The 22,411-nt window shown below is 60.2% G+C and carries 17 protein-coding genes; 9 read left to right on the forward strand and 8 right to left on the reverse strand.

The window, feature by feature from the left end:
• Nucleotides 1-50: 50 nt before the first annotated feature.
• Complete coding sequence (locus GC425_RS08525; RefSeq protein WP_257823202.1) at nt 51-3,725, forward strand: (Fe-S)-binding protein; 3,675 nt, start codon at nt 51-53, stop codon at nt 3,723-3,725.
• Nucleotides 3,726-3,954: 229 nt separating this feature from the next.
• Here GC425_RS08525 and GC425_RS08530 read toward each other — a convergent pair whose 3' ends face one another.
• The 4 genes from GC425_RS08530 to GC425_RS08545 form a co-directional block, all read right to left on the reverse strand.
• Nucleotides 3,955-4,635 (reverse strand): DNA-3-methyladenine glycosylase, encoded by a 681-nt coding sequence (locus tag GC425_RS08530; protein ID WP_257823204.1) that lies wholly within the window; start codon nt 4,633-4,635, stop codon nt 3,955-3,957.
• A 129-nt stretch (nt 4,636-4,764) separates the two neighbouring features.
• The gene (locus GC425_RS08535) at nt 4,765-6,027 is read right to left on the reverse strand and encodes a hypothetical protein (RefSeq protein WP_257823206.1); all 1,263 of its coding nucleotides are present in this window, start codon (nt 6,025-6,027) and stop codon (nt 4,765-4,767) included.
• Entirely contained in the window at nt 6,020-7,189 is a 1,170-nt protein-coding gene (sfnG, locus tag GC425_RS08540; RefSeq protein ID WP_151844703.1) for a dimethylsulfone monooxygenase SfnG, read from the reverse strand. Before sfnG ends, GC425_RS08535 begins: the two co-directional genes overlap by 8 nt.
• A 68-nt stretch (nt 7,190-7,257) precedes the next feature.
• The gene (locus GC425_RS08545) at nt 7,258-7,857 is read right to left on the reverse strand and encodes a flavin reductase family protein (protein WP_151844704.1); all 600 of its coding nucleotides are present in this window, start codon (nt 7,855-7,857) and stop codon (nt 7,258-7,260) included.
• Between the two features lie 152 nt (nt 7,858-8,009).
• On the opposite strand from GC425_RS08545, the gene GC425_RS08550 reads away from it, so the two are divergent.
• The 5 genes from GC425_RS08550 to GC425_RS08570 all read left to right on the forward strand — a co-directional run bounded on the left by GC425_RS08550 (nt 8,010) and on the right by GC425_RS08570 (nt 14,225).
• On the forward strand, nt 8,010-9,326 hold the full coding sequence (locus GC425_RS08550; RefSeq protein WP_257823211.1) for an ROK family transcriptional regulator: 1,317 nt from the start codon (nt 8,010-8,012) through the stop codon (nt 9,324-9,326).
• Nucleotides 9,327-9,436: 110 nt separating this feature from the next.
• A complete protein-coding gene (locus GC425_RS08555) occupies nt 9,437-10,207 on the forward strand; it encodes a hypothetical protein (RefSeq protein ID WP_257823212.1) in 771 nt (256 codons plus the stop codon).
• 59 nt (nt 10,208-10,266) lie between these two features.
• Nucleotides 10,267-11,520 (forward strand): pyridoxal phosphate-dependent aminotransferase, encoded by a 1,254-nt coding sequence (locus GC425_RS08560; RefSeq protein ID WP_151844707.1) that lies wholly within the window; start codon nt 10,267-10,269, stop codon nt 11,518-11,520.
• Nucleotides 11,521-11,535: 15 nt separating this feature from the next.
• The gene (locus GC425_RS08565; protein ID WP_151844708.1) at nt 11,536-12,528 is read left to right on the forward strand and encodes an NAD-dependent epimerase/dehydratase family protein; all 993 of its coding nucleotides are present in this window, start codon (nt 11,536-11,538) and stop codon (nt 12,526-12,528) included.
• Between the two features lie 62 nt (nt 12,529-12,590).
• Nucleotides 12,591-14,225, forward strand: coding sequence for an AbgT family transporter (locus tag GC425_RS08570; protein ID WP_151844709.1), 1,635 nt, complete (start codon nt 12,591-12,593; stop codon nt 14,223-14,225).
• Between the two features lie 28 nt (nt 14,226-14,253).
• On the opposite strand, the gene GC425_RS08575 is transcribed toward GC425_RS08570, so the two are convergent.
• The 4 genes from GC425_RS08575 to GC425_RS08590 all read right to left on the reverse strand — a co-directional run bounded on the left by GC425_RS08575 (nt 14,254) and on the right by GC425_RS08590 (nt 19,279).
• Entirely contained in the window at nt 14,254-14,889 is a 636-nt protein-coding gene (locus GC425_RS08575) for a hypothetical protein (protein ID WP_151844710.1), read from the reverse strand.
• Between the two features lie 25 nt (nt 14,890-14,914).
• Nucleotides 14,915-16,570: a hypothetical protein gene (locus GC425_RS08580; RefSeq protein WP_151844711.1), complete on the reverse strand. Its 1,656-nt coding sequence runs from the start codon at nt 16,568-16,570 to the stop codon at nt 14,915-14,917.
• A 358-nt stretch (nt 16,571-16,928) separates the two neighbouring features.
• Complete coding sequence (locus GC425_RS08585) at nt 16,929-17,564, reverse strand: hypothetical protein (protein WP_257823232.1); 636 nt, start codon at nt 17,562-17,564, stop codon at nt 16,929-16,931.
• Nucleotides 17,565-17,608: 44 nt separating this feature from the next.
• A complete protein-coding gene (locus tag GC425_RS08590) occupies nt 17,609-19,279 on the reverse strand; it encodes a hypothetical protein (protein WP_151844713.1) in 1,671 nt (556 codons plus the stop codon).
• 489 nt (nt 19,280-19,768) lie between these two features.
• On the opposite strand from GC425_RS08590, the gene GC425_RS08595 reads away from it, so the two are divergent.
• The 3 genes from GC425_RS08595 to GC425_RS08605 are packed head-to-tail and all read left to right on the forward strand — an operon-like array spanning nt 19,769 to nt 22,397.
• Nucleotides 19,769-20,617, forward strand: coding sequence for a prolyl oligopeptidase family serine peptidase (locus tag GC425_RS08595; RefSeq protein ID WP_231699786.1), 849 nt, complete (start codon nt 19,769-19,771; stop codon nt 20,615-20,617).
• 18 nt (nt 20,618-20,635) lie between these two features.
• Nucleotides 20,636-21,577 (forward strand): ABC transporter permease, encoded by a 942-nt coding sequence (locus GC425_RS08600; protein ID WP_151844714.1) that lies wholly within the window; start codon nt 20,636-20,638, stop codon nt 21,575-21,577.
• Nucleotides 21,561-22,397, forward strand: a complete 837-nt coding sequence (locus GC425_RS08605) for an ABC transporter ATP-binding protein (protein WP_151844715.1) — start codon at nt 21,561-21,563, stop codon at nt 22,395-22,397. The genes GC425_RS08600 and GC425_RS08605 overlap by 17 nt, the downstream gene beginning before the upstream one ends.
• Nucleotides 22,398-22,411: the final 14 nt, after the last annotated feature.

Below are 22,411 nucleotides of genomic sequence, written 5' to 3' on the forward strand. Positions count from 1 at the left end.
TTTGTTCATATATATATGAATTTAAAACTGGACTAGCGAGGAGCAACCCTATGTACCTGCACGCAGCAGGCCAGCTCACTAGCAATGACATCCCGTGGGGCATCACCGTCCCACTGGGCATCATCGGTGCGCTGCTTTCCCTCCCCGCCTGGATCTTCTTCATCCGTGGCGCAGCACAGATCTACAAGACGATCCGCCTGGGTCAGCCGGCACTCAGCCGTCTCGACAACCCAGCTGGACGATTGATGAACCTGATCAAGGAAGTCCTTGGTCACACCAAAATGGCCAAGAAACCAGGCGTGGCGTTCGCCCACTGGTTCGTCATGGTGGGCTTCCTCCTCGGATCCATGGTGTGGTTCGAGGCCTACATCCAGATCTTCAACCCTGAAGGCGGCTGGCCTATCTTCGGCGATTGGGCCATCTACCACTTCGTCGATGAGCTGCTGGGTATCGGTACCGTCCTCGGTATCGTGGCGCTGATCATCGTTCGCCAGTCCATTGGCAACAAGGACAAGAAGGCCCGCTTCTACGGCTCCAACGCCGCCGCTGCCTACTTCGTGGAAGCCGTTGTGCTGATCGAGGGTCTGGGCATGATCCTGGTGAAGGCCTCCAAGATCGCCACGTTCGAAAGCTACCACGGCGGTCACCTCGCTACCGACTTCTTCACCATGCAGGTTGCGAAGCTGCTGCCAGAGTCTGCTCTGCTGGTGTCCATCTTCGCGCTGATCAAGCTGCTGTCCGGAATGATCTGGCTGTTCATCGTCGGCCAGAACATCAAGTGGGGTGTGGCATGGCACCGCTTCATGGCGTTCTTCAACATCTTCCTGAAGCGCAACTCCGACGGCAAGAACGCCCTGGGTGCTGCAAAGCCAATGACCTCCGGCGGACGCATCCTGACCATGGAAAACGCTGACCCAGATGAAGACAAGATCGGCGTTGGCCGCATCGACGACTTCACCTGGAAGGGCTGGATGGACTTCACCTCCTGTACGGAGTGTGGACGTTGCCAGGAGCAGTGCCCTGCGTGGAACACTGCCAAGCCACTGTCCCCGAAGCTGCTGATCACTGCACTGCGTGACAACGCCATCGAGTCCGCTCCTTACCTGCAGGCCGCTGGCGCTACCGGCGAGGTCGACTTGAACGACCCATCCGTCGAGGCACACGCTGACCTGCCACTGCTGCAGCTGGTTGGCGAAGGTGAAATGGGCGTGATCGACCCAGACATCCTGTGGTCCTGCACCAACTGTGGTGCCTGCGTGGAGCAGTGCCCTGTGGACATCGAGCACATCGACCACATCGTGGACATGCGTCGTTACCAGGTTCTGGTGGAGTCTGACTTCCCAACCGAGCTGGGTGGCCTGTTCAAGAACATGGAGACCAAGGGCAACCCTTGGGGCCAGAACAACAACAAGCGTTCCGAGTGGATCGAAAAGGCTAAGGCCGACGGCATCGACATCCCTGTCGTGGGCGTTGACATCGAAGACTTCGATGACACCGAGTACCTGTTCTGGGTTGGTTGTGCCGGCGTGTACGACGACAACGCTGCCAAGACCACCCGCGCTGTCGCTGACCTGCTGTACACCGCAGGTGTGAAGTTCGCCGTCCTGGGTGAGGGCGAAGGTTGTACCGGTGACTCCGCACGTCGTGCCGGTAACGAGTTCCTGTTCCAGATGCTCGCCGAGCAGAACATCGAGATCCTGGACAACGCCTTTGAAGGTGTTCCACCGAAGCAGCGCAAGATCGTTGTGACCTGTGCGCACTGCTTCAACACCCTGCGTAACGAGTACCCAGAGATGGGCGGACACTACGACGTCGTCCACCACACTCAGCTGCTGAACAAGCTGATCCGCGAAGGCCGTCTGACCCCAGTCAACGAGCCATCTGCTGGCCGCTCCGTCACCTACCACGATCCTTGCTTCCTGGGTCGCCACAACAAGGTCTTCGAAGCTCCACGTGAGCTGATCGGCGCATCCGGCGCGAACCTGGTGGAGATGGACCGTAACCGCAACACCGGCTTCTGCTGTGGTGCTGGTGGTGCCCGCATGTGGATGGAAGAGCACCTCGGTGAGCGCATCAACCTGAACCGTACCGACGAGGCTTTGGGCACCGGTGCCGAAGCCATCGCCGTGGGCTGCCCATTCTGTAAGACCATGATGACCGACGGTGTGAACAACCGTCAGGCTGACATCGAGGACAAGAAGGACCGCACCCAGGTTCTGGACATTGCCCAGATGTTCCGCGAGTCCATTCTGGTGGATGGCGAATTGCCAGAGCCAAAGGAGCGCGAGTTCCTGGTTGCTCCTGAGCGTGGTTGGGTAGACGAAGAGAAGCTTGCCCGTGAGGAAGCTGAGCGCAAGGCTGAGGAAGAAGCCAAGCGCCGCGCTGAGGAAGAGAAGAAGCGCAAGGCTGAAGAGGCTGCGAAGAAGAAGGCTGCTGCCGCTGGCGGCGCTGGTGCTGCAGCAGGTGCTGCTGGCGCTGCCGCTGCTCCGGGCGCTCCTGCTGCAGGTGCACCATCTGCACCGGCTGCTCCTTCCGCACCTGCCGGCGGCGCACCTGCTGCTCCAAGTGCTCCTTCTGCACCAAGCGCGGGCGCTCCTGCAGCGCCTGCCGGTGGTGCTCCAGCAGCTCCGTCCGCACCAAGCGCAGGCGCTCCTGCAGCACCATCTGCACCAGGCGCCCCTGCTGCCCCGTCCGCACCTTCTGCCGGCGCTCCTGCTGCTCCAGCAGCCCCAGGTGCTCCATCGGCTCCAGGTGCCCCTGCTGCTCCGTCCGCACCTTCTGCCGGCGCTCCTGCTGCTCCAGCAGCCCCAGGTGCTCCGTCGGCTCCAGGTGCTCCAGCAGCTCCATCCGCACCAAGTGCTGGCGCGCCAGCCGCTCCATCGGCTCCGGGAGCTCCGGCTGCCCCAGGTGCACCAGCCGCTCCGGGTGCCCCAGCTGCACCTGCGGCTCCAGCAGCTAAGCAGGACGCTGACGAGCAGAAGCCAGCAGCTCCATCCGCTGGCGCACCGGCCGCTCCGGGAGCACCAGCTGCTCCAGGTGCACCGGCTGCCCCAGGTGCTCCAGGTGCACCGGCTGCCCCAGGTGCTCCATCCGCTCCGGGTGCCCCAGCTGCACCTGCGGCTCCAGCAGCTAAGCAGGACACCGACGAGCAGAAGCCAGCAGCCCCTGCTGAGCCAGCACAGTCTGCACCAGCACAGCCAGAGGCATCCGCTCCTGCAGACGGCGGACCAATCAAGTTGACCGCTACTGCACCTGGCGCTCCAGGCGCACCGGCTGCACCTTCGGCTCCAGCCGCTGCCCCAGCTCCGGCTGCTGAAGCTCCCGCAGAAGCAGAGCCTCAGGCCGCAGACGCTGAGGACACCGCGTCTTCTGAAGCACAGTCTGAAGCTTCGGCGCCAGCTGCCCCTGCAGCACCGGCCGCGGGCGCTCCTGCAGCTCCAAGCGCTCCGGGTGCACCAGGCGCACCGGCTGCTCCAGCTGCCGGTGCCGCAGCAGCCGGCGCCGCCGCTGCTACCGCTGCGGGCTCCTCTGAGAAGGAAGAGTCCCAGGATCAGCAGCCAGCTGAGGCACAGCCTGCAGAAGCCCCTGCGGAAGAGTCCGCAGAATCCAACACTGCACCAGCTGACGCTGAGCCAACCCAGGCAGCAGCACCTACCGGAGACATCTCCAAGCTGACTCGCCTGATCCCAGGCGCACCGGGCACCCCAGCAACTCCCGCTGAGTAAGCCCGCACCACGCTGAAGGCCCTCGCTCCGCATCGGAGCGAGGGCCTTCTACTTCTCTATCGCCAACGTCTATCTCGGAGAGTGTCTTAGAACGTCGACTCGATTCATCGCAAAAATTCTGCAACTTTTTCTACCTGCGGCTTTAGTTTTTCGCCACACATCGAGTCGACGTTCTAAGACACCCCCTCCGCTTATTAGATGAGATTCGAGCAAGATTCTAGGCATCTGCCTATCCCTGAAGGCCGGATCTACGCCTACCTCTGGGGCTGCTGACCGTCTGATCCCCCGGAATCCAAAACCTCAACGCGGCATCCGCGTTCTTCGTGATACCGATCCTGGGCCCCACAACATAATCCACAGGCTCAGCAGCTCGCTGAAAGTACAGGACCGAATCCCCTACCACTGACGGCTCCACATCTGAGTCCCCCACAGCAGACTCCCCCACTTCACCTGGAACCCCCTGACGCACCTCAGCGCCATTCAACTCCAGATCAAAGCCCATCGCTTTGCCAAGATTCCCTGGTCCACGCGCAAGCGCAACCTCAGAAACCTGAGGCCCACGCCTCTCACGCACCACGTCGTGCCCTTCCATCACTTCCCCACCTCGGAGCAACACTCCCCCAGCCACGCCATCCGGCTGGCACACTAAGTTCCCGGCACGGTGGATCCCATAGCTCGCGTACACGTACAGCCGCGCCGGCGGACCGAACATCGTGGCGCATCGTGGAGTCGGCCCCTTGTAGGCGTGCGAGGCCGCGTCGCTTTCCCCCAGGTAAGCCTCGACTTCAGTGATTCTCAAGCCCACGCCGCCGTAGCGCAGGATACCTCCAAGCAGGAGTGGCGCTACACGATCAGCAGGCGCACTGAAATCAATAGGCTCGCCGGCAGGTGCTGGTTCTGAAGAATTCACACGGTCCAGTGTAAACATCCCACCACCAGCCACTCATCCGGCGAACCGGCAGCAGCAACGCAGCTTCTCACCCGCACTGCCAGCAGCCACCACTCGCCGAGCTTCACCCGCCGAGCCAATCAACACGCTTTACCCGCCGAGCTTCCCATCCAGCGGCAACGCCACCTCGGCACCCACATGCTCCCCGAGTAGCCGCAGCTTATTCTGCCGCTTGTCGTGAAGCGTGTGCACGCGAAGGTCTCGCCAGTGCCGGTCGAGGGCACGCGTGGCGGTGTACCCAGCCGACCCCGCCACCTCAAACAGCTTGGACACACTCGCCAGCGCCGCGTCCTGAATCGCCAGCTTCGCGCGCGTGACGCTTAGCGCCACCTCCTGGCTATCTTCCGCGGGCCGCCCCAGACTGTCGAGCAGCGCGCCGTACGCAGCTTGGGCTGTAAACAGGCTCACGTCGATCTCGCCCAGCAATGTCGCCTGGCTCTCCGGCAGCTGTTCGGCGTCGCGCGGAAGCCGCGCGAGCTCATGCGCTATCTCGACGGCGCCTTCAAAAAGCCCCAGGTCAATGCCGGCGTGGAGTGCTTGCGCGAATGCTCCGTGATGGATGACTCCGTCATCCGCCACGCCAGCATCGCCAGCATCAGCACCGCCAGCACCGCCAGCACCGCCAGCACCGCCAGCACCGCCACCGCTAGCTTCGCCACCACCACCAACACTCAGCGCCTGCACCGCCAGCCCCGTCACGTCCACGTCTTCAAGCCGCACGCTCCCGCTGCCGGTAAACTCTTGCCCGGTCGCGTGCCAGTCGTCGTCGATGCTGATGCCTTCCGCGTCGGCGGGCACAAACACCACGTCCTTGCCGCCTATGACGATGGCCAGGATGTCTGCGTAGGGCGACCCCGTGCAGAAAATCTTGTGCCCGTTGAGCCGCGTCCGCCCGTCCACACCAGTCTCCGCGCGCACGGGGTCGCGGTCCACTTGCGCGTTGGCGACGAGCGCCGTGCCGTCCAGCACCTCCCGTTCATACCCGCCCGCAGCCTCGTTGTTGCGTTGTGCAGCGCCAACATAGCGACTGAAGACGAAGTGAGATTGCGGGATTTGCGCCAGCGACCCGTCGATCCGCGCGAGGCGCCGCGTGGTCTCGATGGCCGCGCGAAGCCCGGCCGCGGGGTGCTCGCCGCGCGCTTCGGCCGTTGCGGTGAGGCCGAATGCGTGGGTGGTGCGGAGCTGCTGCAACGTTTTTTCTACGACGCCCACCTCTCGTCCCTCATTGCCCTCTCCCAGCCGGTTGATGGCGTGGAAGTCTTCGCGTGCGTTGTCGAGGACGTCGTCCACGGCGGCCAGGATGCGGTCGATGAGTTGAGGCTCTGCGGCGTTAGACATGGTTGAGTTAGACATGGCTGAGCGTCGGGGTGGACTCGGCGCTGGCGTCCGCGTTGGCTCCTTCCGCGGCAGCACCTTGGGCGCTGCCGTCCGCAGCAGTGCCGTTCGCCTCCTGCTCGCGCAGCGGAGTGATGATCTTCTCTCCGAACTCTTGGACTTCTTCGTCCACGTGCAGGAATCCACAGAGCACCAGGTCCACGCCGATGGAGCGCAGCTTTTCGATCTGGGCGTTGATGTGGTCGCGGGTTCCGATCAGTCCAGTCTTGAAGCCGTCGTTGTATTGGACGAGGTCTTCCAGGCTGGAGTTGGTCCACATTCCCTTCTGGTCGTTGGTGACGGCGCCGGCGTGGTGGACGGCCTTCTTGAAGCTCTTGACGGCCTTGGTGTCTGCGTTGATGACGATCTCACGCAGGCGTTCTTCGGCTTTTTCTTGACTGTCGTCCAGGATGACGAAGGCGTTCACGCCGATCTTCACCTCGCGGCCTGCGGCGTCGGCGTGCTGGCGCACCTCGGCGATCTGCTCTTCGAGGTCTTCGATGCTGCCGCCGTTGGTGAAGTACCAGTCGGCGTAGTTGCCGCCGTTGAAGCGGGCGGCGGTGGAGGAGCCTCCTTGGAAGAGCTGTGGGACCTTCTTGGGCTGAGGCTTTAGGGTGTAGTTGCGAATGCGGTAGAAGTCACCCGCAAACTCGGTGGGGCTGGTGGTCCAGATGTTGCGCAGGACCTGCAGGAACTCGGCGGAACGACGGTAGCGTTCGTCGTGGTCCAGCCATGGTTCACCGAGGGCGTGGAACTCGTCGCGCAGCCAGCCGGAGACAATGTTGAAGGCCAGGCGCCCGTCGTACAGTTCGCTTGCGGTGGAGCCCAGGTTCGCCAGAACTCCTGGCTGCCAGAGCCCTGGGTGCACTGCGGCGATGACGTTCAGCTTCTCGGTGGCTTCCAGCAGGGCGAGGGAGAAGCTCACGGATTCGTGTTGGTATTCCGCGGAGTAACTGCCGAGGTATCGGACCTGCGTGAGGGCGTATTCAAAGCCGACTTGCTCGGCGTGCTGTGCCAGGGTGCGGTTGTAGTCGATACCCCAGTCGGTGCGCTGGTCCACGGTGGAGGTGACGAGACCTCCGGAGACGTTGGGGACCCAGTAGGCGAAGTTCAGGTGGTCTGCGGTACGGGAGGTAGACATTGTGCGTTTGTTCCTTTTTCTCTATGTAGGTTTTCTGCGTGTATACGTGGGGTCGTGCGCCAGCAGCCTTAACGAGCCGTAGTCACTTCCGACTGGTGGAACACCAGAGGCCGTGGCTTGTCGAGCTGTTCCTCGGCAGCGTGGTGGATGTCGTGGACGCGCAACACCGCCATGACGTGGTCGCCCACCGTCACTTCTTCGGCGACGTCGGCGGTGATGTGCAGGGCGGCGTCGGGGAAGAGGATGGCCTCGCCGTGGGTGACGTAGTCGAGGGAGTCGAAGCGCTCGTGGGCGGGGCGGTAGAAGTTGTTGATGACGTGGCGGTTGTTTTCGGACAGGACGCTCAGCCCGATGCGGCCGGCGTTGCGCAGCTGCGGCCAGGTGCCGGAGGTGGTTTGGATACTTACGCTGACGAGGGCTGGCTCCAGGCTGTGGACCACGAAGGAGCCCAGGACCATGCCGACGGGACGGCCGTCGACGAGGGCTGCGGCGGTGGCCAGCGGCGTGGGGACGTTCGCGAAGGCTCGGCGGAGGGCTTTGGTGTCCGTGGTGTCAACCGGCTGGGTGCCGGTGCGTGGCGCCGGGGTGAAGTCCCAGGTGTGTGCGGAGATTCGCTCGAGGCCGCGGGTGGTGTTTCGTGCTGGGGCGTAGGAATCAATCAAAGTCATGACACAGAGTAGACCATTCTGTCTAGAAAACCGGCAATGGTTTAATTCGTGCACAATTATTTTCCAGACATGGAACCCAGATCGGGTGACGGTGCGCTAGAATCGCCTGGTTTCTAGACAGAGCGGTCTAGACACTTGGTAGAGTGACACACATGAGCTCACGCCCGGCCCCCAGCATCAACACCGTCCACTTTGCGCTGCCCACAGACGCCGCCGGACTGTGCCTGCAACAAGTACGGGCACACCCCGGGATCACCCGCACCGAACTGCAACGCTCGCTACACCTATCCCAACCCACGATCCACCGCCTGGTCACGCGCCTCACAGACGAAGGCATCCTGAGCGCCACCACCACCGCCACGAACTCCACCGGCCGCCCCAGCTCCTCCCTCACCGTCGACGGCCGCACGCACCTCGCCACCGGCGCGCACATCGGCCTGCGCCGGACGCAGCTGGTACTCACGGACATCGCCGGACGCACGCTGGCTCACGATTCTTTTCCCCTTTTTCTCGACGCCACGCCTCCCCACGAAGCGCTTCCCTTCGTCCTCGGGCGTTTATCGCACCTGGTGAAGGGGCATCTCGGGCATGCGGCACCGGCGGGAGCGGAGGCGCAGGCTGCAGCGGGGACAGGCGCGGCAGAGCGAACAGCGGCAGGACCAGCGCGGCAGGCACAGCTGCGCAGCATCGGGCTTGCCTTCTCCACGGACGTCCTCGCCAACGGCGTACTGGAGTCCCCCATCCCGGCCTGGGATGGCATCCACCTGCCCACCGAGGTGCAGCGCGCCCTCCACGACCTCCCCTCCGCCCTACCTTTAGACCACACCCTGCCGATCAGCCTCGGCACCGGCGTGAGCGCGCTGGCCGGAATGGAGCTGGCCTTCCGGGACCCCACGGTCTCCCCCACACAATCCTCCTCCATCCTCTACGTGTACTCCCGCGAAGTGCTGAGCTACTCCTGGATCATCCACGGCGGAATCCACAGACCCCGAGTGGGCCACCAATCCGCGCTCATCTCCGCACTGTTGGCTCAGTCGAGGCTGGCGGTGAGTGACGCTTCGGCGTCGGATAACAATCAGGGAGAACAGACCAGCACCAGCGGCAGGCAGGACCCGCTGAGCGTGGGGCGGCTGCTGGATGTGGCGGCGGAGATGGGGCACCCGGCGGCGTCGCTGGAGGAGCTGGTGCACGCGGCGCGGACGAACGCGGAGGTGGCGGAGCTGCTGGATGAGCGCACGGACCTGCTGGGCAAACTCATTGATATCGCAGCTCAGGTCACCGATCCGGACGAGGTGGTGCTGGCCGGGGAGACTTTTTCCGCGGACCCGGAGCGCACACGGCGGCTGGCGCAGTGGCTGAATCGCAACGCCAGCGAACGCATCTTAAAGGCGCACCCCGCGCACCCTCACGCCACGCTAGATGCGGTGAAGATGGTGGCGTTGCACCCGCTGTGGCAATCGCCGGTGTAGGGCGCGACGAGGGCGCACAACGGCCGCCAGCGCGGCCAACCAAGTGTTTCCACCGAACCCCGTCACATTCTTCGTTCCCACGCCTCAAAGCGAGTACACTTTAAGCTATTATGACTGCCGACCAACCCGTTTCCTCCGAGACTTCAACTGACGCGGTCCCACAGGGGGAAGATACGAAAAAGAAGCGCCCAGCTGCCTGGATCATCATCCTGGCAGCCGGTTTGGTCTGCATTTTCCTGGCAGGCTTTGGCGGCTATCTGATGATGCGCAACACCAACAACACGGACTCTGTGGGTGGGGTGAATCAGCAGCTCTCGGTCACGCACCCGCCCGCGACCACCGTGAATAAGTACCACTCGGCCACGCCGGATGCGTCCAAGACGTCAAAGAGCTCCAAGAAGAGCAGCGGCTCGGGGTACGGCTCCGGCTATGGCTACGGCGATGGATCCGGTTACGGCTATGGCTCTGGAACGTCTGGCTGGGGTGGGACCGGCTCTGGGCAGGATAATCAGGAGCCGTCGCCATCGCAGAACTCGAGCGGCGCGGCGGCGAATGATAACCCGTCGGCTCCCAGGCCCCCTCAGCAGGGAAATCGCCCTGCCCCGAATGGCGGCGGCCAAGGTAACGGCGGCGCCGGCACGGGTGGCGCTGCCGGAAACGGTGGCGCTGGTGGCGGTGCCGGCAACGGCGCGGGCAACTCCGGGAATGTGAGCCCTGGCGGCGGTGCAGGCACAGGCAACGGCGCGGGTAATGGCGGCGGTGCAAGTGCGGGCAACGGCGGAGGTGCCGGCGCGGGTAACTCGAACCTGGGCGGGGCCACCGGAAACTCCGGGAACGCGGGAGGCGCAGGGCAGCCTGCGAACCCTGGGGCTGCTAACTAATAAGCTCTGCGAAAAAATACTTCGCCACCTCTCCCGTATGTGGGTCTAAACGTGGCAGAATGTACAGAATGAGTAAGCCAATTCGCCCCAGCGACCTTCGGCCGCTGGATCAGTCCACCAAACTGCAAAACGTCTTGTACGAAATCCGCGGCCCGGTGAACGCCGAGGCCGAGCGGATGGAGGCAGATGGTCACCGCATCCTGAAGCTCAACACGGGTAACCCTGCCGTGTTCGGTTTCGAGGCTCCTGATGTGATCATGCGTGACATGATTGCGGCGCTGCCCTATGCGCAGGGCTACTCCACCTCCAAGGGAATCATCAGTGCCCGCCGCGCCATTTTTGCTCGGTACGAGGTCATCCCTGATTTTCCGCGCTTTGACGTGGAGGATGTGTTCTTGGGCAATGGCGTGTCCGAGCTGATTACCATGACGATGCAGGCGTTGGTCAATGATGGCGATGAGGTGCTGATCCCCTCGCCGGATTACCCGCTGTGGACGGCTGCGACGTCCCTGTCTGGCGGTACTCCGGTGCATTACCTGTGCGATGAGGATAACGGCTGGACCCCGTCCATCGAGGATATTGAAGCGAAGATCACCCCGCGCACTAAGGCCATTGTGGTGATCAACCCGAATAACCCGACGGGTGCTGTGTACTCCCGGGAGATTCTGCAGAAGATTGTGGACGTTGCCCGCAAGCATTCCCTGCTGATTCTTGCCGATGAGATTTACGACAAGATTTTGTACGACGATGCCCAGCACATTTCCATTGCGTCCTTGTGCCCTGATTTGCTGTGCATTACGTATAACGGTTTGTCGAAGGCGTACCGCGTGGCCGGTTATCGCGCGGGCTGGATGGTGCTGACCGGCCCGAAGTCTCACGCGAAGGGCTTTATTGAGGGCTTGTCTGTGCTGGCTGGCACGCGTTTGTGCCCGAATGTTCCGGCGCAGCATGCCATTCAGGTGGCGATTTCGGGGCGCCAGTCCATTAACGATTTGGTCCTTCCGGGTGGCCGCCTGCTGGAGCAGCGCAATGTGGCGTACGAGAAGTTGAATGAGATTCCGGGCGTGAGCTGCGTCAAGCCGATGGGTGCGCTGTATGCGTTCCCGAAGCTGGATCCGAATGTGCATGAGATTCATGATGATGAGAAGTTCATGTTTGATCTTTTGCGCGCGGAGAAGATTCATATGGTTCAGGGCACTGGTTTCAACTGGCCGGAGCCGGATCATTTCCGCATTGTGACGTTGCCGTGGGCTCGTGATTTGTCGGATGCCATTGAGCGTCTGGGTAATTTCCTGTCGAGTTACAAGCAATAGCGTGAAGGTGTGGCGATGTCTGTAAACGTTGTTGTGACCGGTGGGGCGGGCTTTATTGGTTCCCATTTGGTGGATGCCTTGGTGGAGGCCGGCGCCTGCGTGACTGTGGTGGATAATTTGTGCCATGGCCGCCCGGCGAATGTGAACTCCGCTGCCCGTTTGGTGGAAGCAGACATTGCCGATATTGATTTCACGGAGCTTTTTGCCGAAGTAACACCGGATGTTGTGTTTCATTTGGCCGCGCAGATCGATGTCCGCCGTTCCGTGGCTGATCCTATAGTCGACGCCGAGCTCAACATTCTCTCAACCATTCGCCTCGCGGATGCGGCGCGCCAGACTGGCGTGCGCAGAGTGGTGCATACGTCCTCCGGTGGGGCCATTTATGGCCGGGAGGCGGCGCTGCCTGTTTCGGAAGAGACTGTTCCTCAGCCGGATTCCCCGTATGCCGCGTCCAAGTTCGCGGGTGAGATTTATTTGAATACCTTCCGCAAGCTCTACGGCTTGGAGTGTGCGTTTATCGCGCCGGCGAATGTGTATGGTCCGCGCCAGGATCCTCATGGCGAGGCCGGCGTGGTGGCTATTTTCACCCAGAATCTGCTGGCGGGCACGCCCACCACTGTGTTTGGTGCGGGGAATAATACGCGCGATTACGTGTATGTGGGCGACGTAGTGGAGGCTTTTTTGGCTGCCGCGGCCTTCGACGCAGAGGATCTGCCGGGTCTGGCGTGCGCCGTGACGGGCGCGGAGCTGGCGGAGCTGCGCCAGGAGTCCAATGGCCAGCGCTTCAACATCGGCACGGGTGTGGAGACGTCCGACCGGACGCTGCACTCCTTGGTGGCCGCTGCCGCCGGGGCGGAGGATTCCCCGGTGTATGCGCCGGCGCGTTTGGGTGACGTGCCCCGTTCTGTGTTGGATAACTCGAAGGCTCGGCGCGTTTTGGGCTGGTCACCGAAGGTGGAGTTGGCTGATGGGATCCGGAAGACGGTGGACGTTTTCTCACGCATGTAGCTCTCAGCAGGTAGGGTGGTTGCCATCACATTGTGACGTTGAGAGTGAGCGAGCAAGCAACCATGTCTTCATCCACCGCTTCCAAAAAATCTAACGCTGAGAAAACCGACGCCAAGGATCACGACCAGAAGAAGCCGCCTGAGGCTCCAGGCGGCTTCTTGGGCACCATTGAAAAGATCGGCAATAAGCTGCCGAATCCTTTTTGGCTGTTCGTCTTTCTTGCCGGCATTGTTGCCGTCGCCTCGTGGATCGGCTCCTCGGTGGGGATGTCCGCCACAGATCCCGAGTCCGGAGATCCCATTGAGGTGACGAACCTCCTCACCAGCGAGGGCCTATCCAAGATGGTCACGGAAGCGGTGAATAACTTCATCAACTTCCCGCCGTTGGGCGTGATCCTGGCCGTGATGCTGGGCGTGGCAGTCGCGGAGCAGACAGGGCTGCTCTCTGCGCTAGTCCGTGCGATGGTCGCGCGCGTGTCCCCGAAGATGCTGACGTTTGTTCTGGCGTTGGCTGGTGTGACGGGAAGTGTGGCGTCGGATGCGATTTATGTCATTTTGATTCCGCTGGGCGCGATGGCGTTTCACGCGGTGGGGCGTTCCCCGATTGTGGGCGCGATGGTGGCGTTCGCGGCGAGTTCGGCTGGATTTAATGCATCGCTGATTCTGAATATCACGGATTTGCTGCTGGCCGGTATTTCCACGAAGGCGGCGCACATTGTGGATCCGGACTACACGGTGAATGCGCTGGCGAATATTTTCTTCGTGGTGCCGTCCGCGGTTGTGCTGTCGCTGATTATCACGGCGGTGACGGAGCTTTTCATTGTGCGTAAGGCGCGTGAGCTGGTGGATCACGACGATCTTGATACGTCTTCCTTGTCCTTTTCGGATGAGGATTACGACTTCTCTGAGGACGAGGAGGAGCTGTCCCTCAAGCCCATTGAGGCTCGCGGTTTGGCGTGGGCTGGCGTGGCGCTGCTGGTCTTTTTGGCGGTGTTCTTCGCGCTGATTTTCGTACCGGGTTCTCCATTCGCAGGTCCCGATGGGGAGTTTATGGAGTCTCCCCTGATTCAGGCTATTGCGGTACCGATTGCGCTGGGATTCTTCGTGGTGGGTGCTGTGTACGGCCTGAAGGTGGGCACCATTACATCCGCCGGTGATGTGCCAGACTTTATGGCCAAGGGGTTGCAGTCGCTGCTGCCAATGATTGTGCTGTTCTTTATGGTGGCGCAGTTTTTGGCGTGGTTCGATTGGTCCAATTTGGGCGTGTGGACGGCCATTAAGGGCTCTGAATTGCTGCAGGCCTGGAACTTGCCGCCGCTGGTGATGTTCGCCGGTTTGGTGCTGATGGTTGCGCTGCTGAACCTGTTTATTACGTCCGGTTCTGCGCAGTGGGCGCTGATGGCGCCGGTGGTTGTGCCGATGCTGATGTATGTAAATATCAGCCCGGAGGTGGCGCAGATGTTGTTCCGTATTGGTGATTCGCCAACGAATATCATCACGCCGATGTCTCCGTATTTTGCGCTGGCGTTAACGTTCTTGCAGCGCTACTACAAGCGCGCCGGCGTGGGAACATTGATGTCCTTGGCCCTGCCGTATTCTATTGCGATGCTGGTGGGCTGGTTTGTGTTCTTCGTGGTGTGGTACCTGCTGGGTATTCCGCTGGGGCCGGGCGTGTCCATGCACTACCCGGCCGGTTAAACGCGTTACTCGTTACACACGGTGCGGGTTACACGCGTTCAGCGGTGATCACGAAGTTTTCATCGCTGTTCGGCACGCAGGTGATGAAGTGCAGCGTGCGGGGCTGGTTATTCCAAATGGACGCCTGCCCCGGCATATCAGCCTTCTTCACCGTCCGTTGCTCCGTGATCTTGAAGATCCCTGGACCCGCGGCGATGATTTGGCCGTCCTCCACTAAGGACTTATGTGTCTCGGTATTGAACACATAGTTTCCTGGGGCATAGCCGCCGCGATCCAGAGCGTGGGCCACCACGGTGACCGAACCGTCCTCGGGGTTGCTGTAGCCGTCCGAGTAGTCCGACACAACAAAAGCATCCGTGTAGTTCAGTGGCTCGATCACTCCATTGAAGGACGTCACCGATCCCAACTTCACATTGAGCTTGAGCGACGGGATCGCAAAACGCTCACCGGTTTCGGTGACCTGGTTCATCTCTGCAGGGCTCACACCGGCATTGTCCGCGTTCGAGCGATCCACCGGGTTGCCCTTGAGGTCGCGGTACACGCCGTCGTCGGGGGCGTTATCGTAGGTGACTTCGGCCGCAGTCTCGTCGTGCTTATCGTCGCTGCAGGCGGCGGTCATGGTCAGCAGTAGGGTAACCCCTACTGCACCAAGTAGTTTTTTCACAGTGATTCCTTAACGCGCGCACGCCTTAGGCTGCAACGATCCTTCCGCCGGTGGAGACGCGTGGGCCCTTCGAGGACTTCGACTCCTGAGAGGATCCCTTAGAAGACTTGGAGTGCTTCTTGGTCTCCTTCTGCAAGATGGTCTCCGGCTGCTTTTCGTTCGGGTTCACCTTCTTAGGAGGCTTGACCGGCTTAATCGGGGTTTCCCGATCGGCAGGGCTTTCCTTCTCACCGTCGTCAGAACCTTCCTTATCGGCCGGCTTGCCCGATGGTTTGCCGGAAGGCTTAGACGTTGGTTCTTCCGAAGACTTCTCGGTGGGAGCGGTAGTCGGCTCCTCCGTAGGCTCCGTGGTGGTTGCCTCCGTGGGCTCGGTGGTGGCCTCCTCGGTGGATCCTTCAGTAGACCCCTCGGCAGGATCCTCCGTGCTTTCGTCGGTGCTGTCCTCCGTGGTGGACTCTTCCGAGGTGGGCTCGGTGGTGGTCTCCTCGGTGGCGCTGTCCGTGGTGGGCTCTTCGGTGGTCTCCGCGGTGGTCTCTTCTGGAGTTACTTCCGTGGTTTCCTCGGTGGTTTCATCCGGAGTCTCCGCAGGCTTCGACCTCAGCGTGATGTGGTAGAAGCCCTGGTCGCAGTTGTCCTCGGGGCCGGTCAACGAGCCGGTGTAGGTCACGGCGATGTTGGCGTGAAGGTTGAACTGACGCGTATATTGGCCGATCTTGTCTGCGCCCGCCTGCTCAATATCAGTAGAGATGGTGTCAAAACGTTCCGTATTCCGGGTCACCGCACACTTGCCCACACCCGTCAGGCCATGGCGCGTACCCTGATCCTCGTACAGGCGAACGATCTTCGCGCGAGTCTCCTCGTCCTGCTCGGCGGTGGTCACGGGCGGCAACTCATCGGTACGAGCCCACGAGTAATCCTTCAAGGACAGGCAGCCGTCATCATAACTGGAATTAGGACCAACCGGGTTTCCACCTTCCTGGTAGCAACGCCACATGGCACTGTCAGCACGGATAGGAATGTAGGTATCCTTCCCCACCGACTTCGTGGTACCCGTGACCTCGAAGGTGTAGACGCCGGCGTGATCCAGCGCCACCTGATAGGCGTTCCACCCCGGCTGATCAGGATACGGCGATGGGGTTACACCGTATTGTATATTCGCAAATGTCTCACCATCATTGTAATCCTTGTCTCCAATAGGACTCTTGAAGAATGGCGAGACTCCATATTCTTCCCGCGCCTCCTGGTCCGGAGTGAAGTCCTCGGCAAGGCCAGTTTCTGGACTCACCGGGATGATAGGCACCTCGTAGCTCACTTCCTTAGCCGGAAGCGAGCTCTCATACTTTTTAGCGTTAAAGTTCTCATCATCAGTCGTCGTCACCGGACGGTGCGTCAAGCGAATAGACGTCACATCCACCGTGTCCGGAATGAGAATCTGAGCACGATTAGACACTTGATTGTAGTCCGAAGAAGACAGCAGTTTCGACAACTGAACCTGCCACTTCACCTCAGTGATGTCACCAATATTGTCCACCTCAGTCTTACCTGTATCCACGTTTGCCCCGCCCCAGGATCCGTGTACGTTGTCCGAAGGGAGCTCGTGCTGAGCACCCGCCAAAGGCGATGTCACCATCGCTGCAGTCAGGGCCATCGTGCCGAAGAGCGTGGCACCTCGCTTAAACATTCTCATGCCAAATTAATAACACACTCAGCTGTAGTCACCTATCCCCCGCAAGCACTTCCAGCTACCCCCACTTTTGACTGGAGTCTCAAGCGACATAGTTTCCGATCGCTGAGTAAATATTAAAAGCCTGGATACCTATACTTTTAGTTAGACTTGTCTCCGCAACAACTCTCCAGCCGGGGGCGCCCGTGATCATAATCACAATCAAACCAACAAGACTCTGCACACAGAGTTCCTCAAATAGCCCCCGCGCTAAACCCCCGCGAAAGTAGCAACAATACTGCACTATCGCATGCAGAAACCCCAGAAGCTCATCACCTCCACCAAGGCGACAACTTCTGGGGCGAAACGCTAGAACTTAGACGCGTTCTGCAGTGATGACGAAGTTTTCATCGCTGTTCGGCACGCAGGTGATGAAGTGAAGGGTGCGGGGCTGGTTATTCCAAATGGACGCCTGCCCCGGCATATCAGCCTTCTTCACCGTCCGCTGCTCCGTGATCTTGAAAATCCCAGGACCCACGGCAATGATCTGACCGTCCTCCACCAAGGACTTATGCGTGGCAGTGTCGAACACATAATTGCCAGGAGCATAACCACCACGATCCAGGGCGTGGGCCACCACAGTGACCGAGCCGTCCTCGGGGTTGCTGTAGCCGTCCGAGTAGTCCGACACAACAAAAGCATCCGTGTAGTTGAGCGGTTCGATCACTCCGTTGAAGGAGGTGACCGAACCCAACTTCACGCTCAGCTTGAGAGATGGTATGGAGAACCGTTCGCCGGTTTCGGTGACCTGGTTCATCTCTGCAGGGCTCACACCAGCATTGTCCGCGTTCGAGCGGTCCACGGGGTTGCCCTTGAGGTCACGGTACACCTCACCCTCGGGGGCGTTATCGTAGGTGACCTCGGCCGCAGTCTCGTCATGCTTATCGTCACTGCAGGCAGTGGTCATGGTCAGCAGCAACGCTACTCCCACTGCACCAACTAGTTTTTTCACGATCATTCCTTACGGCTCACGATCATTCCTTAACGGCACGCGCCTTAGGCCGCGACGATGCTTCCGCCGGTAGCAACGCGTGGACCCTGCGTGGACTTGGACTTCGGCTCCTGAGAAGAGTCGTTGGAGCTGGAGGCCTTGGACGACTTGGAGTGCTTCTTGGTCTCCTTCTGCAGGATGGTCTCCTGCTGCATGTCGCTCGGGGTGGCATCCTTCGGAGGATTCACTGGCTTGACGGGAGTCTCGCGCTCGGTTGGGCTCTGCTTCTTGCCGTCCTCAGACTCTTCCTTGTCGGAGGGCTTATCGGTCATCTTCTCCGCAGGCTTCGTGGTTGCCTCCTCCGATGGCTCGGTGGTGGACTCCTCAGAGGTTTCCTCGGAAGGCTTACCCGAAGACTTCTCGGTAGATTCCTCGGTGGTGTCCTCCGTGGTTTCTTCGGTGGACTCCTCCGTGCTTGGCTCCGTGGTGGACTCTTCGGAGGACTCATCCGTCATCTCCTCAGAGGTCTCTTCAGAAGGCTTCGTGGTCGGCTCGTCCGATGGCTCGGTGGTGGACTCGTCAGGAGTTGCCTCGGAGGCGGTCTCCTCTGGAGCTGCCTCGGAGGTCTCCTCCGTGGTCTCCTCGGTCACATCCTCGGTTGGCTCATCTTCAGGCTTATCCTTCACCTGGATGTGATAGAAGCCCTGGTCGCAGTTATCCTCGGGGCCGGTCAACGAACCGATGTAGGTCACGGCAATGTTGGCGTGAAGGTTGAACTGACGCGTAAATTGGCCGATCTTGTCGGCGCCCGCCTGTTCAATATCAGTAGAGATGGTGTCAAAACGATCGGTGTTCCGGGTCACGGCACACGTACCCACACCCGTCAGGCCATGGCGTGTTCCCTGATCCTCGTAGAGGCGAACGATCTTTGCGCGGGTCTCCTCGTCCTGCTCCGCGGTGGTCACGGGTGGCAACTCATCGGTACGAGCCCACGCGTAATCCTTCAAGGACTGGCAGCCATCGTCATAAGCTGAACTTGGACGAACAGGGGTTTGACCTTCCGAGAAGCAGCGCCACAGAGCATTATCGGCACGGATAGGAATGTAGGTGTCCTTCCCCTCCGACTTCGTGGTACCCGTCACCTCAAAGGTGTAAACGCCGACGTTATCCAGCACTACTTGATAGGCGTTCCATCCCGGCTGATCAGGATACGGCGATGGGGTCACGCCGTATTGTAGATAACCAAATGTCTCCTCATTATCAGCATCATTTGGATTATTAGTCCCAATTGGACTCTCGAAGAATGGCGAGACTCCATATTCTTCCCGCGCCTCCTGGTCCGGAGTGAAGTCCTCCTCAACGTCAGATCCTGGAGTCACCGGGATGATCGGCACCTCGTAGCTCACTTCCTTAGCCGGAACCGAACTCTCGTACTTTCCAGCGTTAAAGTTCTCATCATCAGTCGTTGTCATCGGGCGATGCGTCAAGCGAATAGACGTCACATCCACAGTATTCGGAATGAGGATCTGCGCATGACTGGATGTGTGAGTGTGATCCGAAGAAGACAGCAGTTTCGACAGCTGAACCTGCCACTTCACCTCGGTGGTATCACCGATATTGTCCACTTCAGCCTTACCGGTATCCACATTCACTCCACCGAAAGAACCGTGAATATTATCCGAAGGGACTTCCGCGTGAGCCAAAGGCGATGTCACCATCGCTGCAGTCAGGGCCATTGTGCCAAAGAGCGTGGCACCTCGCTTAAACATTCTCATGCGAATTTCATAACACGCACAGCTAAACCCCGCATTACGTACAGCTAGCTTAGGCTACCCCCACTATGGATTACGCGACAAAATCAAACTATTTTGTATGAGAATCGCAAGAAAATAAAACGCCTGAATATTAATGCTTTTGAACACGTCAAATATCTAACACTTTTCAAAAAAATACCTTCCCATCGGGGGGGGGGAGGTGACACATATCACACACCAATTCATGCTCATTAGCGCGCCGTTGGGTCGCGCGGCGGCGTCGAATTCATAAATGATTCACACCAACAACCCCCACCTCTGCAGCATTGCCTAACCCCCGCAGCGACCACCATTCAGCCCACATAAGGACCCCATTAGGTAGACTGCCTATATCAAGCTGAAAATGACAGCCAATTAGCTTTCGTTGAGTAACTTTTCACAGCACATCCCACCTCCCACGGAAAGGCAACCATGGACCCTATCCAGCTCACTGAGCTCACTCCATCACTAGAGCCCACCCTGGAAGGCGAAGGATTCACAGAATACCGCGCCCTGGTCCAGATCGACGAGCAAAAAATCCCAGTCCTCGTGCGGAAAAGGCACACCAGCCGCAACGTCCTGGCCGCGTTCTACAACGGCGCCCTAGTGCGCGCCAAAGCCCCGGACGGCATCGTCTTCCAACGCTCCACCTGGCTGGACGACATCAACGCAGACAGTATCCACATCGCAGACCCCACGCTGGTCCAGAACACCCGCCTGACCATCGGATGGGGACAAGGCAGCCTGGAACGCTGGGCTATCCCGGACTACGTCACCATTCTCAACCACGTCCGCGAGGCCTTTGATCTGGCCGACTCCGCCCACACGCTGCACTACGGCAGCTCCGCCGGCGGATTCCAAGCAGCCGCCACCGCCACCCTAGATAGAGGCAGCTACGCCCTGGTCAACAACCCCCAGCTGGACTGGTCCCGCTACGCAGCCGCGTATGTCAACGCGCTACTGCGCGACGTGTTCGAGGGGCGCACCGCGGAGCAAGCCAAGGAAGAATTCGCCTGGCGCATCAACATCGTCTCCCTGTTCGCCAAGGAGAACTACATCCCGCCGATGGAGATGCTCACCAACATCGCCAGCGACGGCGACTTCAACAACCACTTCATCCCGTTTTTGAACGAGCTGCGGGACATCGACGTGGAGAACAAAACCCCTACAGTTACCGTCTCCCCGTACAGTGATAAGAACCTGGGACACAATCCGCTGGGCAAAAACCAAACCCTCAAGGCGATCAACACGCACCTGGACCGGCTGGCGCAGGGGCTGTAAGGCACAAGGACTTCCCGCATGAGAGATGACCAGGAACTAGCCGCCGTCGCGCGCCTGCGCAGTGAGCATCTGGACACGGAGCACCCGGACGCGGAGTATCCGAATGCGCCGCGGGCTGTGCGCGCGGATGCTCAGGGCCTCACCAAGCACCACACGCACGTCACCCTGGGCAGTTACCTCCGCCAGATGTGGCGCTACCGGAAGTTCACCTACCTCAACGCGCGTTACCGGGCCATCGCCGATAACGACGACATGTTCCTGGGCCGCCTCTGGACCATCCTGGAGCCCCTGCTGCGCATCGCGATGTACGGCGTGCTGTTCGGCGTGGTGTTGAACACCTCCCGCGGGATTGAGAACTTCGTGGGGTTCCTCATCATCGGAATCATCTTCTTCTCCACGCTATCCAAGGGGCTGACGAACGGGTCGGGGCTGATCCAACGATCGCGTGCGTTGCTGCGCACGTTCAACTTCCCCCGGGCGTCCCTGGTGCTCGGCGAATCCCTGCGCTACCTGCTCATGAGCCTGATCCCCGCTGCGTTGGCCGTGGCCGCCGCGCTGGCGTTTCAGCATGAGGAGCCGCTGCATTGGACGATCGTGCTGGCGATTCCGATATTCCTGCTGATGAACCTGTTCGCGCTGGGCCTGTCCTTCGCCACCGCACGCCTCACTGCGTTCATTCCTGATGCGAAAAAATTGATCTTTTATGTGAATCGCGCGTGGTTCTACGTGTCCGGAATCTTTTTCTCCATCGAGCGATTCGACGCCATCCCTCGTGTTCGAAACATCATGGAGCATAACCCGGCGTATATATTCCTGGACTCTCTGCGGCACGCGATTATGTACGGCAACGCGCCCAGCCTGGAGCGGTGGTCCACGATGGTTCTGTGGACTCTTGCGGTACTCATCATCGGATTCTTGTACTTCTGGCGAGGTGAGTCACAGTATGCACGAGTTAGATAAGCCCTCTGTTGTTGTCCGCAATGTCTCCCGCATCTACCGCGCGGATAACAAGAGCAGCATCTTCAACCGGCCGTTGGCCAGCATGACCAATGAGAAGAAGTACGTGCGCGCGATCAACGACGTCAGCATGTACGCCAGCACCGGCGAATGCATTGGGGTGATCGGCCGGAACGGCTCGGGAAAGTCCACGTTAATGAGGCTGATCGCCGGCAACGAGGCGCCGGACCGTGGCGATATTTGGGTGAACGCCACCCCCACCCTGTTGAATGTTTCCGCGGCGTTGCAGCCGCGGCTGAGCGGCTACAAGAACATCCGCTTAGGCCTGCTGGCCCAGGGCGCCGCTGATGAGGATATCCCCCGGCTCACGGAGGAGATCGTGGACTTCGCGGACATTGGGAAAGCCGTGGATCGTCCGATGAAGACCTATTCCTCCGGCATGGGTGCGCGCCTGAAATTCGCTATTTCCACCGCGCTGCAGAGGGATTTGCTGCTCATTGACGAGGCCTTGGGTACGGGCGATGCCAGTTTCACGGAAAAGGCGCAGCGCAGAATGTCTGCGTTTTTGCAGGACGCGGGCACGATTTTTCTTGTCTCCCACGCGATGTCCTCTATTCGTTCCATGTGCACCCGCGCTATTTGGCTGCACGATGGTGAAATCATCGCGGATGGCGATGTGGACAGCATTGCGCTGCTGTACAACAAATGGACTGCGCGCACTGCCCGCGGAAACACTGAGGCTGCCGATGACTTGATTGAGCACGTCAAAAGCGTGTATCGGCGGCCAAAGATTGAGATTGGCGATGGCGCTAAAAGTCCTTAGCGCCTCTAGGGCTC

This window comes from Corynebacterium sp. zg254 (assembly GCF_024701495.1).
Classification (GTDB): domain Bacteria; phylum Actinomycetota; class Actinomycetes; order Mycobacteriales; family Mycobacteriaceae; genus Corynebacterium; species Corynebacterium zhongnanshanii.